At 35.7% G+C, this 15,721-nt stretch carries 11 protein-coding genes and 2 tRNA genes; 8 read left to right on the top strand and 5 right to left on the bottom strand.

The genetic code is table 11. From position 1 onward, the window contains the following. The first annotated feature begins 11 nt into the window (after positions 1 to 11). Positions 12 to 83: transfer RNA gene (locus tag HT693_RS06765), tRNA-Glu, on the top strand. A gap of 5 nt (positions 84 to 88) precedes the next feature. Beyond that, positions 89 to 162: transfer RNA gene (locus HT693_RS06760), tRNA-Asn, on the top strand. A 40-nt stretch (positions 163 to 202) separates the two neighbouring features. On the opposite strand, the gene HT693_RS06755 is transcribed toward HT693_RS06760, so the two are convergent. Next, positions 203 to 745, bottom strand: a complete 543-nt coding sequence (locus tag HT693_RS06755; protein ID WP_001158278.1) for a TetR-like C-terminal domain-containing protein — start codon at positions 743 to 745, stop codon at positions 203 to 205. 127 nt (positions 746 to 872) lie between these two features. On the opposite strand from HT693_RS06755, the gene HT693_RS06750 reads away from it, so the two are divergent. Continuing rightward, positions 873 to 3,512 (top strand): YhgE/Pip domain-containing protein, encoded by a 2,640-nt coding sequence (locus HT693_RS06750; protein ID WP_050207765.1) that lies wholly within the window; start codon positions 873 to 875, stop codon positions 3,510 to 3,512. 29 nt (positions 3,513 to 3,541) lie between these two features. On the opposite strand, the gene HT693_RS06745 is transcribed toward HT693_RS06750, so the two are convergent. Together HT693_RS06745 and HT693_RS06740 are read right to left on the bottom strand one after the other, a co-directional pair. Further along, complete coding sequence (locus tag HT693_RS06745) at positions 3,542 to 6,085, bottom strand: YfhO family protein (protein ID WP_050207767.1); 2,544 nt, start codon at positions 6,083 to 6,085, stop codon at positions 3,542 to 3,544. A gap of 59 nt (positions 6,086 to 6,144) precedes the next feature. Beyond that, positions 6,145 to 7,767: an ATP-binding cassette domain-containing protein gene (locus tag HT693_RS06740; RefSeq protein WP_000958774.1), complete on the bottom strand. Its 1,623-nt coding sequence runs from the start codon at positions 7,765 to 7,767 to the stop codon at positions 6,145 to 6,147. A gap of 205 nt (positions 7,768 to 7,972) precedes the next feature. On the opposite strand from HT693_RS06740, the gene trpS reads away from it, so the two are divergent. Both trpS and guaB read left to right on the top strand, forming a co-directional pair. Beyond that, positions 7,973 to 8,998, top strand: a complete 1,026-nt coding sequence (gene trpS, locus HT693_RS06735) for a tryptophan--tRNA ligase (protein ID WP_138704651.1) — start codon at positions 7,973 to 7,975, stop codon at positions 8,996 to 8,998. 151 nt (positions 8,999 to 9,149) lie between these two features. Then, on the top strand, positions 9,150 to 10,628 hold the full coding sequence (gene guaB, locus HT693_RS06730; RefSeq protein WP_138704650.1) for an IMP dehydrogenase: 1,479 nt from the start codon (positions 9,150 to 9,152) through the stop codon (positions 10,626 to 10,628). Between the two features lie 55 nt (positions 10,629 to 10,683). On the opposite strand, the gene recF is transcribed toward guaB, so the two are convergent. Next, entirely contained in the window at positions 10,684 to 11,775 is a 1,092-nt protein-coding gene (gene recF / locus HT693_RS06725) for a DNA replication/repair protein RecF (protein ID WP_138704649.1), read from the bottom strand. Between the two features lie 2 nt (positions 11,776 to 11,777). Then, on the bottom strand, positions 11,778 to 12,146 hold the full coding sequence (gene yaaA, locus HT693_RS06720) for a S4 domain-containing protein YaaA (RefSeq protein ID WP_000455897.1): 369 nt from the start codon (positions 12,144 to 12,146) through the stop codon (positions 11,778 to 11,780). A gap of 158 nt (positions 12,147 to 12,304) precedes the next feature. Between yaaA and HT693_RS06715 the strand changes: the two genes are divergently transcribed. Genes HT693_RS06715 through rodZ form a run of 3 tightly spaced genes read left to right on the top strand, consistent with a single transcriptional unit; the run spans position 12,305 to position 15,719 of the window. Next, positions 12,305 to 13,555, top strand: a complete 1,251-nt coding sequence (locus HT693_RS06715) for a pitrilysin family protein (protein ID WP_172925056.1) — start codon at positions 12,305 to 12,307, stop codon at positions 13,553 to 13,555. Then, the gene (locus HT693_RS06710) at positions 13,552 to 14,835 is read left to right on the top strand and encodes a pitrilysin family protein (protein WP_138704647.1); all 1,284 of its coding nucleotides are present in this window, start codon (positions 13,552 to 13,554) and stop codon (positions 14,833 to 14,835) included. The genes HT693_RS06715 and HT693_RS06710 overlap by 4 nt, the downstream gene beginning before the upstream one ends. A gap of 41 nt (positions 14,836 to 14,876) precedes the next feature. Next, positions 14,877 to 15,719 (top strand): cytoskeleton protein RodZ, encoded by an 843-nt coding sequence (gene rodZ / locus HT693_RS06705; RefSeq protein WP_171035932.1) that lies wholly within the window; start codon positions 14,877 to 14,879, stop codon positions 15,717 to 15,719. Positions 15,720 to 15,721: the final 2 nt, after the last annotated feature.

Raw genomic sequence — 15,721 nt, 5'->3', positions numbered from 1 at the left:
TACAGATAGAAGGTCCGTTGGTCAAGGGGTTAAGACACCGCCTTTTCACGGCGGTAACACGGGTTCGAATCCCGTACGGACTATTTTATCCGCCATAGCTCAGTTGGTAGTAGCGCATGACTGTTAATCATGATGTCGTAGGTTCGAGTCCTACTGGCGGAGTATAGATAAAAGGGAACACAGCTGTGTTCCTCTTTTTGTATCAATTTGTATCACCAAGCATTTTCATAAGGAAGTTTGTTATTTCTTGAGAACTTTCTTTTTTTCCATGTGCAATCCAAGTTTGGCAGACACCAAAAAGTGCATGAGTTAGATAGATGCTACTATATTCTAATTCAGTGGTATTTAGATTCAGTTGCATAAATCGCTTTTGTAAATCTGTACTGAGCATGATATGAAGTTTATTTCGTAAGAAATTTTGGATTTCTTTAGTCCCATTTTCAGAAAGAAGGGCAGCCAGAAGTGGTTCTGACTCTAGATATTCAAAAACTTCTAAAATAGCGTCTCTTTTGTGATGAGCATGTTTTTGAAAAATATATTCAAATGTATGAAATAGCTTGCTTTGATAGTGCTCAATCATATCATACTTATCCTTATAGTGCGTATAGAAGCTGGAACGGCTAATTCTGGATTTTTCTGCTAACTTGACAGTAGAAATTTGATCAAATGGCTGTTCCATTAGTAATTGTACCATAGCATTTTCAATAGTTCGCTTTGTTTTTAAGCGTTTGTTACTTTCTTGCATATTTCCTCCTTGTAAACAAATTAGACTATATGTCTAAAAATGGATTTTTTATATTGTAATTTAGATTTTTTATTGTATAATCTATTATATCAAAATTTTAGACAATATGTTTAAAAAAGGAGAAACTATGTTTAAAGAATGGAAAGCAATTTTTAAAAAACCAACCTTTATTATTGTCATGATAGGGATTTCTCTTATTCCAGCTCTGTACAATATCATATTTTTGTCATCAATGTGGGATCCATATGGGCAATTGTCTGACTTACCTGTGGCAGTTGTCAATAATGATAAAGAGGCTTCCTATAATGGTAATAGCATGTCTATAGGAAAAGACATGGTGTCCAATTTAAAAGAAAATAAAACCTTGGATTTTCATTTTGTAGATGAAGAAGGTAAGAAGGGTTTAGAAAATGGCGATTACTATATGGTAGTGACTTTACCAAGTGATTTATCTGAAAAAGCAGCTTCTATTTTAATGGATTATCCAGAGCAAATGCAAATCGATTATCAGACTTCAAGTGGTCATAGTTTTATTGCCAGCAAGATGAGCGATTCTGCTATGACACAATTAAAGCAGAGTGTTTCTACCAATGTAACCGAGACCTATACTAAAGCTTTATTCAACAAAATGGTCTATTTAAAGGATGGTATGAGCCAAGCAGATTCTGGAAGTGAAAAACTAACTGATGTAGCGAATCAGTTAGTGGCAGGAAGTCAAACATTAACTACTAACCTACACTCTTTAGCAGCTTCAAGTTTAACATTTTCAAATGGAACGGAGCAGTTTACTAAAGGATTATCCTCTTATGTCTCTGGTGTTGAACAACTTCATCTTGGCTTAGGGAATTTTAATAGTGGTTTAGTTACATATACTGGTGCAGTGAGTCAATTAGATAGCGGATTAGGTCAATTATCTTCTAAAAGTCCTGAATTAGTAGGAGGAATCAATCAGTTATATTCTGGTGTAGAATCCTATACTGGCGGTGTTTCTCAGCTTAATGCTGGTCTTAATCAATTTTCATCTGGTGTTAGTGCCTACACCAATGGAGTGGGAAGTCTTGCAACAGGTGCTAATCAGTTATCTAATCAATCAGCTACACTTCGAATAGGGGTGGAGCAATTAAGTGAAGGGATTCAACAACTTTCTAGCAAGTTAGATGCTTCGTCTGGGAAAAAAGATCAAATTAATCAATTATCTTCTGGTCTGAATCAGTTAAATCAAGCCATTCAAAATATTGATGTTGGAGATACAAAACAATTAGATTCTGTTTTATCAAGTATAGTATCTCTTTCTAATCAAATGTTAGCAAGTGCTCAGTCTGCTAAAGCGACTACATTAGCCAATATTCAATCGACAGCAGCTTATCAATCTTTGACAAGTGAGCAACAAGCTGAAATAAGTGCTTCTGTATCTCAAAATTCGACTGATAGTATTCAATCAGCACAGTCAATTGTAGCTGTAGTTAAAGGTTTACAGGGAAGTTTAGAAAACTTACAAAATCAATCTTCTAATCTTGCGACTTTAAAAAATCAAGCTAATCAAGTATTACCTATTGCTTCTACTTCTTTGACAAGATTGTCAAGTGGATTAACAGAGATACAAGGAGCTGTTACTAGCAAATTAGTTCCTGATAGTCAGTCGATTGCATCAGGTGTAAACGCATATACTACAGGTGTTGATAAAGTTTCTCAGGGAGCAAGTAAACTAAGTGAAAAAAATGCCACCTTGACAGGTAGTTTGGATCAACTAGTTTCAGGCTCAAACACCTTGACACAAAAATCTTCTAGCTTGACAGCAGGAGTTAGTCAATTAGTTGAAAAAACTCCAGAATTAGTATCTGGTATTGAAAAATTATCAACTGGCTCTAACCAATTGAATCAAAAGAGTCAAGAATTGATAGCAGGAGTTGATAAATTGCAGTCAGGATCTAGCCGACTAGCTGACAAATCCAGTCAGTTACTTTCAGGTGCTTCTCAATTAGAAAGTGGAGCTAATAAATTGGCAGATGGAGCTGGGAAATTAGCAGAAGGTGGAACAAAGTTAACTTCTGGATTGGAAGGTTTACAGACAGGAGTTGCTTCTTTAGGACAAGGACTAAGTAATGCTAGTGATCAACTCAAATCAGCATCTACGGAATCTCAAAATGCAGATATTTTGTCAAATCCACTCAATCTTTCCAAAACAGACAATGACCAAGTTCCTGTAAATGGAATTGCAATGGCTCCTTATATGATATCAGTTGCTCTCTTTGTTGCAGCAATATCAACGAATATGATCTTTGCGAAGCTGCCTTCAGGACGTCATCCAGAGAGCCGTTGGGCTTGGTTGAAATCTCGGGCTGAAATAAATGGTATTATAGCTGTTTTGGCAGGAATTTTGGTATATGGAGGAGTTCATCTTATTGGTCTAACGGCTAATCATGAGATGAGAACATTTATTCTCATTATCCTAACAAGTTTAGTATTCATGTCCATGGTGACCGCATTAACAACATGGAATAGCCGTATAGGAGCTTTCTTCTCACTTATTTTGCTTTTATTACAGTTAGCATCAAGTGCCGGTACTTATCCACTTGCCTTGACAAATGATTTCTTTAGAACTATTAGTCCTTGGTTACCAATGAGTTATTCAGTTTCGGGATTACGACAAACAATCTCTATGACAGGAAATATTCATCAGCAAGTCATTTTCCTAGATGCCATACTAGCTCTATTTACTGGTTTAGGTATGCTAGCCTATCAACCTAAGAAAATGGAAGAAGATTAAAAAAATCGACCGATTAATTGGTCGATTTTTTATGCCTTAGATGACTTTCGTCTGTGATTATAGGTTCCAAATAGTAAGAGAGAAGTAAAGGAACAAATTGCTCCAGTAATAAAACCATTGGGAATGAAGGAGAGTGTAATAGTTCCTTTCCCCTTGGGAACCTCAACTTTCATAAATCCAGTTTGAGCTTGTTTAATTTCTATTTTCTTACCATCTTGGTAGGCAGACCAACCTTTGTCATAAGGAATGGTGAAGAAAATGGACGTATCTTGTTTAACATCATATGTAGCAAAGACCTTGTTTTTAGAAGTTGATACTGTGACAGGTTGTTCTTTAATTTTTTGAATTGCCTCGGTGAATGTTTTGGTATCTAAACGGTAGAAGGTAGGAGATTCAAATGATACTTGTGAATTTCCAGGGAAACTAACATTGATATTGAAAGTTTTTTTCTCTTTTGTATAGCCTAGATTAAAGAAGGAGAAGATATTATCAGTTGTAAAAGTTTTCTTTTCTCCATTTACAAGGATGTCAACCTTTTTTTGTTTATCATTAGAAAAGTGAAGGTTTGTGAAAGAAAGATAAACTTGGCTGTTTTCTGGCACTTCAATTTGATACTGGATTGCTGCATCCTCATTTGAAGAACTTGTGACAATAATCAAATCATTAGTATTTTCTGTTTTGTCATAAGGGATTGTAGAAAAATAATCAAAATCGACGTTAGCAAGTTGATTTAAAAACGAGGCTTGATTATCTAAAGTATGTTCATTGAACTTGACATCATTGTAAACAGATTGACTAGCAAAGGCAATCGGAAGAGAGAATTGATTTTCATATAGGGTAAGATTATCTTTTTGATAGATATCTTTAAAACCATACTTATCACTAGGACTGTCTGAGATATTGTACTGGATACCAAATAAACTATCAGCCAAAATACTATTATTTGCATAGCGTAGATTGAGATTAGTCCCAGAGGATTTAAACCCAAGTTTATCCAAAGTAGAGCTTGCTGAACGATTTCGAACAGATGAAAATTGAGATATTCCATTGTAGTTGAATTTCATACTGTCATTTCCTGTTTGAGTCTCTAGTTTTTCAGTACGAGTAAATTGATTTCCAATATATGTTGAGAAAGATTTCATAGCTGGGATATCTCGATTATATGCACTTCGAGAAGCAAATCCCCATTCTTTAGCAATTCCGTCTATTTGAGATGAAGCATTTAAACTTATTTCAACCATTATAAATAAAGAGATTAGAATGGCAAATAGATTTACAGAGATAAACTTTTTGATAACTGCAAGGAGTAAAAGAGAATAGACAACTAAAAATTCAAGAGTCAGTAGAATATTCAAATCTGTTAAAAAAGAATAATGTGATTTTAGATAGATGGTAGCTAAAAATCCTGTTACTATAAGAAAAAGCGAAACTAAAAAATTCCAGATTTTAATTTCTTTCAGACGATTTAAGACTTCCGCTGCTGTGTAAATTAACAAGGTAGAGAAAATCCAAGAATAGCGATGTAAAAACATATTTGGAGTATGCATACCTTGCCAAAATAAGTCAAGAGCTTCTATGTAAAAGCTTGCAATTAGAAATGCAAAGAATATTACATATATGAGTTTCACGTGAAACTTAATAGATTTCAGCGTAAAAAATAAAATGGTCAAAATAAAGGGAAGTAGTCCAACAAAAATCATTGGGATGGCCCCATACTTTGTTGTGTCAAAGGAACCAATGAATTGCTTAGCAAAGAGATCAAGATACCAGCTACTTTCAGTTTGAAACTTTGTAACTTCAGTCAATTTTTCCCCATGTGTCTGTAAATCAAACAGAGTGGGAAGAGTCATAATCAAACTAGCCATACCAGCTAAAAAGGAGATAACTATGAAATCAAGAACAGATGATTTTCGAGTCTTAAAGTCCCACGAAATTTGACAGAGATACCAGAAAATAAGAAACAATACTGTCATATATCCAAAATAATAATTTTGAATAAATAAGATTGACAGACTTGTAAAGTACAATAGGAGTTTCTTTTCAGTTATCAGTAGATGTAAACCAGTTATAATTAAAGGAATCAAGATAAAAACATCTAGCCAGGTTTTTATCTCTAATTGACTGACAGTGAAACTCATCAGAGTATAGGAAGTAGATAAGGCTAGTTTTAAAGTCTGAGGGATAGATTGAAACAATTTATTCAAACTAAAAAAGGTTGACAGACCAATCAATCCAAATTTTAAGAGAGTGGTCAGATAGACAGCATCTGGCATATTCGTTAGATCAAAAAAGTAAACCAGAGGTGAAAGAAAACTACCCAAGTAATAACTAGATAGAGCATAGAAGTTTAGCCCTAGACCACTTGTAAAGGTGTAAAACAGACTACTATTTCCATGTAGGATATTTCTTAGAGCTATATCAAAAATAACGTATTGATGAAAGCCATCTCCTAATAGAGGAGATTTGTCGCTATTCCAGTAGATACCTTGAGATAGATATACTCCTATCATAATTACTACAGGAATGATGAAAGAAACAAAATAGATCCAATATGTTTTAAAAAATAATTTCATGTTACCTCATAAAATGTTAGAAAACTCAGCTGGTTAACCCAACTGAGTTTTGAATTTTTTTAGTCTTTCCAAAGTTCTTTAACTTTTGCTTGTACTTCTGCATTTTCTAGGAATTCATCATAGGTTTCATCGATACGGTCAATGACGCCATTTTTAGACAAGACAATGATATGGTTAGCTAGAGTTTGAATAAACTCGTGGTCATGGCTGGCAAAGATGATTGATTCTTTAAAGTTTTTCAATCCATCATTCAAGCTTGAGATAGATTCCAAGTCCAAGTGATTTGTTGGATCATCAAGTACAAGGACATTTGATTTTAAAAGCATGAGTTTTGAAAGCATGACACGAACTTTTTCTCCCCCTGACAAGACATTTACAGGTTTGTTAACCTCATCTCCAGAGAAGAGCATACGGCCGAGGAAGCCACGTAGGAAAGTATTGTCATCTTCTTCTTTACTTGCGAATTGACGCAACCAGTCAAGGATTGACTCTCCTCCTGCAAAATCTGCCGAGTTATCTTTTGGCAAGTAAGAACGGCTAGTAGTTACTCCCCACTTGACAGTTCCTTCATAGTCAATGTCCCCCATGATTGCACGAATTAATGCAGTCGTTTGGATGTCATTTTGACCAATAAGCGCTGTCTTATCACCTGGACGCAAGATAAAACTGATATTATCTAAAATAGTCTCACCATCAATCTTTACAGTTAGATTTTCTACTGTCAGGAGATCATTACCTATTTCACGCTCCGCTTTAAAGTTAATAAATGGATATTTACGACTAGATGGTACAATCTCTTCTAGTTCAATCTTATCAAGCATTTTCTTACGTGATGTTGCTTGTCTTGATTTAGAAGCATTAGCAGAGAAACGAGCAACGAATTCTTGCAATTGTTTAATTTTTTCTTCTGCTTTAGCATTACGGTCTGCTAGCAATTTAGCAGCGAGTTCAGAAGATTCCTTCCAGAAGTCGTAGTTTCCGACATAGAGTTTGATTTTTCCAAAGTCAAGGTCGGCCATGTGAGTACATACTTTGTTTAAGAAGTGACGGTCGTGGGATACTACGATAACTGTGTTATCAAAGTCAATCAAGAAGTCTTCTAACCATGTAATTGATTGGATGTCTAAACCGTTGGTAGGCTCGTCCAAGAGAAGAACATCTGGTTTACCAAAAAGTGCTTTGGCAAGGAGAACCTTTACTTTCTCACCGTTGGCCAATTCGCTCATGTTTTGGTAGTGTAATTCTTCTGGAATGTTTAGGTTTTGAAGGAGTTGAGAGGCTTCGCTTTCTGCTTCCCAGCCTCCAAGCTCAGCAAACTCTCCTTCGAGTTCGGCAGCACGAACCCCGTCCTCGTCTGAGAAATCTTCCTTCATGTAGATAGCATCTTTCTCTTTCATGATGCTATAAAGTTTTTCATTTCCCATGATAACAACATCAATGGCACGTTCATCTTCATAGTCAAAGTGATTTTGACGAAGAACAGAGAGACGTTCATCTGGACCAAGAGAGATGTGACCAGTAGTAGGTTCGATATCTCCGGCTAAAATTTTTAAAAAGGTTGATTTTCCGGCACCATTAGCACCGATTAATCCGTAAGTATTTCCTTCTGTAAATTTGATATTGACATCATCAAAAAGTTTGCGATCACTAAAACGTAGTGAAACATCAGATACTGTAAGCAATGTTTTTCTCCTATATGTGTAATATATTTATTCTACTAGAAAATACGGAAATATTCAAATTTTTATCTGTCAATTTTGTGTAAATTAAATTTACAGCATACTTTACGCAAATCCGTAAATAGCAAGGTTGATTTATTTTGATAAATTGCGGTTATTTCATTAAAAAAATGCTATAATTGAAGGGACCATATCGAAGGAGAATAAAATGACTAAACCCATTATTTTAACAGGAGACCGTCCAACAGGAAAATTGCATATTGGACATTATGTTGGAAGTCTCAAAAATCGAGTATTATTACAGGAAGAGGATAAGTATGATATGTTTGTGTTCTTGGCTGACCAACAAGCCTTGACAGATCATGCCAAAGATCCTCAAACCATTGTAGAGTCTATCGGAAATGTGGCTTTGGATTACCTTGCAGTTGGATTGGATCCAAGTAAATCAACTATCTTTATTCAAAGCCAGATTCCAGAGTTGGCTGAGTTGTCTATGTATTATATGAATCTGGTTTCATTAGCACGTCTGGAGCGTAATCCAACTGTCAAGACAGAAATTGCTCAGAAAGGATTTGGAGAAAGCATTCCGACAGGATTCTTGGTCTATCCAATAGCTCAAGCAGCTGACATCACAGCTTTCAAGGCTAACTATGTTCCTGTTGGGACAGATCAGAAACCAATGATTGAGCAAACTCGTGAAATTGTTCGTTCTTTTAACAATGCATATAACTGTGATGTCTTGGTAGAGCCGGAAGGTATTTATCCAGAAAATGAGAGAGCAGGGCGTTTGCCTGGTTTAGATGGAAATGCTAAAATGTCTAAATCACTCAATAATGGTATTTATTTAGCTGATGATGCGGATACTTTGCGTAAAAAAGTGATGAGTATGTATACAGATCCAGATCATATTCGGGTGGAAGATCCAGGTAAGATTGAGGGCAATATGGTTTTCCATTATCTAGATGTTTTTGGTCGCCCAGAAGATGCTCAAGAAATTGCTGACATGAAAGAACATTATCAACGAGGTGGTCTTGGTGATGTGAAGACCAAGCGTTATCTACTTGAAATATTAGAACGTGAACTGGGTCCTATTCGTGAGCGTCGTATCGAATTTGCTAAGGATATGGGAGAAGTTTATAATATGCTTCAAAAAGGTAGTGAAAGAGCGCGTAAAGTTGCGGGTCAAACCCTATCTGAGGTTAAAGGGGCAATGGGACTTCATTACTTTAACTAAGTTTATTTTACAAGAAACTATCATTTCTATCTCAAAGAAAAGATAGTTTTTTATTTACCCCTGTAACATTTGACAAATTTTTATAGAATGGTATGATAGATACAATATAAAAAGAGTCAAGCTCAAAAAGAAAGAAAAGAGGAAACTTCGAATGTCTAATTGGGACACTAAATTTTTGAAAAAAGGTTTTACCTTTGATGATGTATTGCTTATTCCAGCTGAAAGTCATGTGTTGCCTAACGATGCAGATTTAACAACTAAATTGGCAGATAATCTGACTTTAAATATCCCAATTATTACCGCTGCCATGGACACAGTTACAGAGAGTCAAATGGCTATTGCTATTGCTCGTGCAGGCGGTCTCGGAGTTATCCATAAAAACATGTCAATTGCTCAACAAGCAGACGAGGTTCGTAAGGTAAAACGTTCTGAAAATGGAGTTATTATTGATCCCTTCTTCTTGACGCCTGAACATACAATTGCTGAAGCAGATGAGCTTATGGGTCGTTACCGTATCAGTGGTGTTCCAGTTGTTGAAACACTTGAAAATCGTAAATTGGTTGGTATTTTGACAAACCGAGATCTTCGTTTTATTTCAGACTATAACCAACCAATCTCAAATCACATGACAAGTGAAAATCTTGTTACTGCTCCTGTGGGTACAGATCTTGCAACAGCTGAGAGTATTCTTCAAGAGCACCGTATTGAAAAACTTCCTTTGGTAGATGAAGAAGGTCGTCTTTCTGGCTTGATTACTATCAAAGATATTGAAAAAGTTATTGAGTTTCCAAATGCCGCTAAAGATGAGTTTGGTCGTCTTCTAGTTGCAGGCGCAGTAGGTGTTACTTCAGATACATTTGAACGTGCAGAGGCTCTTTTTGAGGCAGGAGCGGATGCGATTGTTATTGATACTGCACATGGTCATTCTGCAGGTGTCTTACGTAAAATTGCTGAGATTCGTGCTCACTTCCCAGATCGTACTTTGATTGCTGGAAATATTGCTACTGCTGAAGGTGCACGTGCCCTTTATGAAGCAGGCGTAGACGTTGTCAAGGTTGGTATTGGACCAGGTTCTATCTGTACTACTCGTGTGATTGCAGGTGTTGGTGTTCCACAAGTAACAGCTATCTATGATGCTGCAGCTGTTGCACGTGAATATGGTAAAACGATCATTGCTGACGGTGGAATCAAGTATTCTGGAGATATTGTAAAAGCACTTGCGTCTGGTGGAAATGCTGTTATGCTTGGATCTATGTTTGCTGGAACTGATGAAGCTCCAGGCGAAACTGAAATCTTCCAAGGACGTAAATTCAAGACTTACCGTGGTATGGGATCAATCGCTGCTATGAAGAAAGGTTCAAGCGATCGTTACTTCCAAGGTTCTGTCAATGAAGCAAATAAACTTGTTCCAGAAGGAATTGAAGGTCGTGTTGCTTATAAAGGAGCGGCAGCTGATATTGTTTTCCAAATGATTGGTGGTATTCGCTCTGGTATGGGTTACTGTGGTGCAGCTAACCTTAAAGAGTTGCATGATAATGCTCAATTTATTGAAATGTCTGGTGCTGGTTTGAAAGAAAGCCATCCTCATGATGTACAAATTACTAATGAAGCACCAAATTATTCTATGTAAAAACAATGGAAAGAACTCCCGTGGAAACAGGAGTTCTTTTACAATGTTGTCAATTTTAATTTACAAAAACTTTACCATCCTGAATAGTGAAGATACTTAGATTTTCTGGCAGATTTTGAAGATGATCTAAGCTTGTTGTTGTGATAAAGGTTTGGATTGAATGAGAAATCGTTTCTAATAATTTTAGTTGTCTAGTGTTGTCAAGTTCGCTCATAACATCGTCAAGCAGTAATATTGGAGATTCTGTAGTAATGCTTTCCATTAATTTGATTTCTGCTAATTTTATCGAGAGGACGAGACTACGATGTTGACCTTGACTTCCGAAACTAGCATCCATCCCATTTATATAAAAAGAAATGTCATCTCGATGAGGACCGACACCAGTATTCTTTTTAAATAAATCTCTGGATCTACTTTTTTCTAAAGCAATTTTGAAAGATTCTGATAAGTCTTCTTTGTCAGTTATCTTTACAGAAGATTGATAGGATAGTGACAGTTCTTCAATCTGATTAGAGAGTTCAAAATGTTTCTTGCGACCAAAATGCTCTAGTTTTTTTATGAAATCTAGGCGGTGATTCATCACACGACATCCATAATCAACTAGCTGATCATCTAGTACTGAAAGGAAGGTTTCATCTATTGTTTGAGCTGATTTTAGATAAGTGTTTCTTTGCTTAAGAATATGGTTATAATTGGTTAAATCTGATAAATAGATTGGCTTAATTTGCCCAAGCTCCATATCAATAAATTTTCGTCGAACCGAAGGTGCTCCCTTAATTAGTTGTAAATCTTCAGGAGCAAATAAGACAACATTCATGTGTCCTACATAATCTGAAAGTCGTGCCTGTTTTAAGTGATTAACTTTTGTCACACGTCCTTTTTGTGTTAGTTCGATTTCGAGGGGAATGGATCCATTTTTTTTCTGAACGAGACCTGAAAGATGAAGTTGTTCCTCATCAAAATGAATGAGATTTTTATCTGTTCGAGTTCGATGGCTACGTGTTAAGGCTAGAAAATAGATAGCCTCTAACATATTTGTTTTTCCTTGTGCATTGCGTCCTAAAAAGATATTTAATTTAGGATTAAAGTCTATTTTCGTCTCTTTGTAGTTACGAAAAGTTTTGAGAGATAGGTGTTGTAGCCACATGATTATCTACCAGGGAATCGTGGAGCTTGTTTGCTTTTGGGTGATGAAGTAGGTTTTGATTTGTCTTTTTTTACTCCTTTATTCATCTCTTTAACAAGTTTAGCGATTCGTTCTTTTTCAACTTTATCAGCTTGGTATTCATCTTGCTCCTCAGAAGTAGGTTGTGTCAACAAGATGTCAATATTCATGTCAGGGATGTCAACTTTATCACCAATACGAAGTTTTTTACCGCGACGACTCTCTAATTCCCCATTAAAGTAAACAGAATGTTCAGAGAGAAATGATTTGATAGCTCCTCCGCTATGTGTAATTCCAAGTTCTTTGAGTAGTGCTTGGAGGGTAATAAATTCTTCAAATAATTTGTATTCCATAATTCACCTCAATCTTTGGTATTATACCATATTTTCCTAAAAATAGTGAGAGAAACAGGGAAAAATGTAAGCGATTTTTATTTCAAAAGTGTTACAGAGAACAAGAAAATTTCAGGTTTTCGTGATATAATAGAAGTCTGTATATAAGGAGGTAAATCATGGAGTTAGTGCATGGAATTTCAACACATTTTATCCAATCAAAAAAGTTTAAAACAAACAAAATTACCGTGCGTTTTACCGCTCCATTATCCCTCGATACGATTGCAGGTCGCATGTTGAGTGCGAGTATGCTAGAGACTGCTAATCTGATGTACCCTACTTCTCAAGCTTTGAGGAGACACTTGGCCGGTCTATACGGTACAGATATGTCAACCAATTGTTTCAGAAGAGGGCAAAGCCACATTATAGAATTGACATTTACCTATGTTCGTGATGAGTTTTTAAGTAGGAAAAATGTGCTAACTTCTCAGGTTTTGGAACTTGTAAAAGAAACTCTTTTTTCACCCGTAGTAGTTGATAATGGGTTTGATCCGGCCTTATTTGAAATTGAGAAAAGCCAATTGCTAGCAAGTTTAGCAGCTGATATGGATGATTCTTTTTATTTTTCACATAAAGAATTAGATAAATTATTTTTTCATGATGAACGTCTCCAATTGGAATATAGTGATTTACGAAATCGTATTTTAGCTGAAACTCCACAGAGTTCTTATTCTTGTTTCCAAGAATTTTTGGCCAGTGATCGAATAGATTTCTTTTTCCTAGGTGATTTTAATGAGGTTGAAATTCAAAATGTATTAGAAACATTTGGCTTTAAAGGTCGAAAAGGAGATGTGAAGGTTCAGTATTGTCAACCTTATTCTAATATCCTTCAGGAAGGTATGGTTCGGAAAAATGTGGGACAATCCATTTTGGAATTAGGTTATTATTGCCCTTATGAATATGGTGATGAGCAACATTTAACCATGATTGTAATGAATGGTTTACTTGGTGGATTTGCTCACTCTAAGCTCTTTACAAATGTCCGTGAAAATGCTGGATTAGCTTATACCATTTTAAGTCAACTCGATTTGTTTAGTGGATTCTTGAGGATGTATGCTGGTATCAATCGAGAAAATCGTAACCAGGCTCGTAAAATGATGAATAATCAACTGCTTGATTTAAAAAAAGGTTATTTTACAGAGCTTGAGTTAGAGCAGACCAAGGAAATGATTCGTCGGTCTTTGTTACTTTCTCAAGATAATCAAGGTTCATTGATTGAACGTGCTTATCAAAATGCCTTACTTGGGAAATCTTCAGCAGACTTTAAAAGTTGGATTGCAAAACTCGAGCAAGTTGACAAAGATGCTATTTGTAGAGCAGCTAATAATGTGAAACTACAGGCGATTTACTTTATGGAAGGAATAGAATGACAAAGGTTGTTTTTGAAGAAAAATACTATCCAGCTGTAAAAGAAATGATTTATCGAACTCGTTTGGCCAACGGATTGACAGTTGCTCTTTTGCCTAAAAAGGAATTTAAAGAGGTTTATGGGAGTGTAACTGTACAATTTGGTTCGGTAGATACGCTTGTCACAGAAGTTGACGGAGATGTAAAAGAATATCCTGCAGGAATTGCTCATTTTCTTGAACATAAATTATTTGAGAGAGAAGATTCTAGCGATTTGATGTCGGCTTTTACGAGTCTAGGTGCAGATAGTAATGCCTTTACAAGCTTTACAAAAACAAGCTATCTTTTTTCAGCAACGGATCATTTTTTAGAAAATTTAGATTTACTTGATGAATTGGTAACATCAGCACATTTTACTGAAGATTCCATTTTAAGAGAGCAGGATATTATTCAGCAAGAACGAGAAATGTATCAAGATGATCCAGATTCGTGTTTATTCTTTTCAACCTTAGCGAATTTGTATCCAGGTACACCTTTAGCGACGGATATAGTTGGAAGTGAGGAGTCCATTTCCCAAATAAATCTAACTAATTTGCAAGAAAATTTTACAAGATTTTACAAACCTGTAAACATGTCTCTGTTTTTAGTTGGTGATTTTGATGTAGAGCAAGTACAGGACCATTTTGAAAGAAAAGAATTGAAAGATTTAGATGTTCAGGAAGTAGCAAGAGAAAAGTTGCTTTTACAAGATGTAAAACCAACAGATAGTATGAGAATGGAAGTATCTTCTCCCAAACTAGCGATTGGAGTTAGAGGTAAGCGAGGAGTTTCTGAGGCGGATTGCTATCGACATCATATTTTATTAAAATTATTGTTTGCAATGATGTTTGGTTGGACTTCGGATCGTTTTCAAAAGTTATATGAATCAGGTAAAATAGATGCGTCCCTATCTCTTGAAATTGAAGTAACAAGTCGCTTTCATTTTGTTATGTTGACAATGGATACGAAAGAGCCAGTTGCTTTATCTCATCAATTTAGGAAGGCCATTCGTAATTTTAAAAAGGATTTAGATATTACAGAGGAACATTTAGATATTATAAAAAGAGAGATGTTTGGAGAATTTTTCAGTAGCATGAACTCTCTTGAATTGCTTGCAATGCAATATGATGCTTTTGAAAATGGTGAGACAATTTTTGATTTGCCGAAGATTTTACAGGAAATTACTTTAGAGGATGTCCTTGAAGCGGGGCATCACTTAATAGATGAAGGGGATATAGTTGATTTTACAATATTCCCATCGTAGTAACCTATCATAATAGATACTAGAAAGAAGGGATGACAAGTATGAGGAAAAAAACAATTGGAGAGGTTTTACGATTAGCTAGAATCAATCAGGGATTGAGTTTAGATGAATTGCAGAAAAAAACAGAAATCCAGTTAGATATGTTGGAAGCAATGGAAGCAGACGATTTTGATCAACTTCCAAGTCCTTTTTACACGCGTTCTTTCTTGAGAAAATATGCATGGGCTGTTGAGTTAGATGATCAAATTGTTTTGGATGCTTATGATTCTGGGAGTATGATTACTTATGAGGAAGTAGATGTTGATGAAGACGAGTTGACAGGTCGTAGACGTTCGAGTAAGAAAAAGAAGAAAAAAACATCATTTTTACCTTTATTTTATTTTATACTTTTTGCTTTATCGATTTTAATTTTTGTGACCTATTATGTTTGGAACTATATTCAAACTCAACCAGAGGGGCCTTCTCTTTCTAATTACAGTGTGGTTCAATCAACAAGTTCAATAAGTTCAACTAGCTCTGTTCCCCACTCTTCAAGTAGTAGTTCATCTAGCAGTTCTTCTAGTGTAGAATCAACTATAAGTGTATCAGGCGAAGGAAATCATGTAGAAATCGCTTATAAGACAAGTAAGGAAACAGTTAAATTGCAATTGGCAGTTTCAGATGTTACAAGTTGGGTCAGCGTTTCAGAAAGCGAACTTGAGGGCGGTGTAACCTTATCACCGGATAATAAAAGTGCAGAAGCAACCGTTTCAACTAAAAGTCCTGTAACCATTACGTTAGGTGTTGTAAAAGGTGTTACTTTGACAGTAGATAATCAGACTGTTGATTTATCGAAGTTAACAGCTCAAACTGGACAAATCACTGTAACCTTTACTAAAAATTAAGG

The sequence above is a fragment of the Streptococcus sp. 2154 genome, assembly GCF_013277255.1.
In the GTDB taxonomy this organism is placed as follows: domain Bacteria; phylum Bacillota; class Bacilli; order Lactobacillales; family Streptococcaceae; genus Streptococcus; species Streptococcus pseudopneumoniae.
Note: the sequence above shows the minus strand (reverse complement) of the source record. Positions and strands in the feature narration are given on the sequence as shown.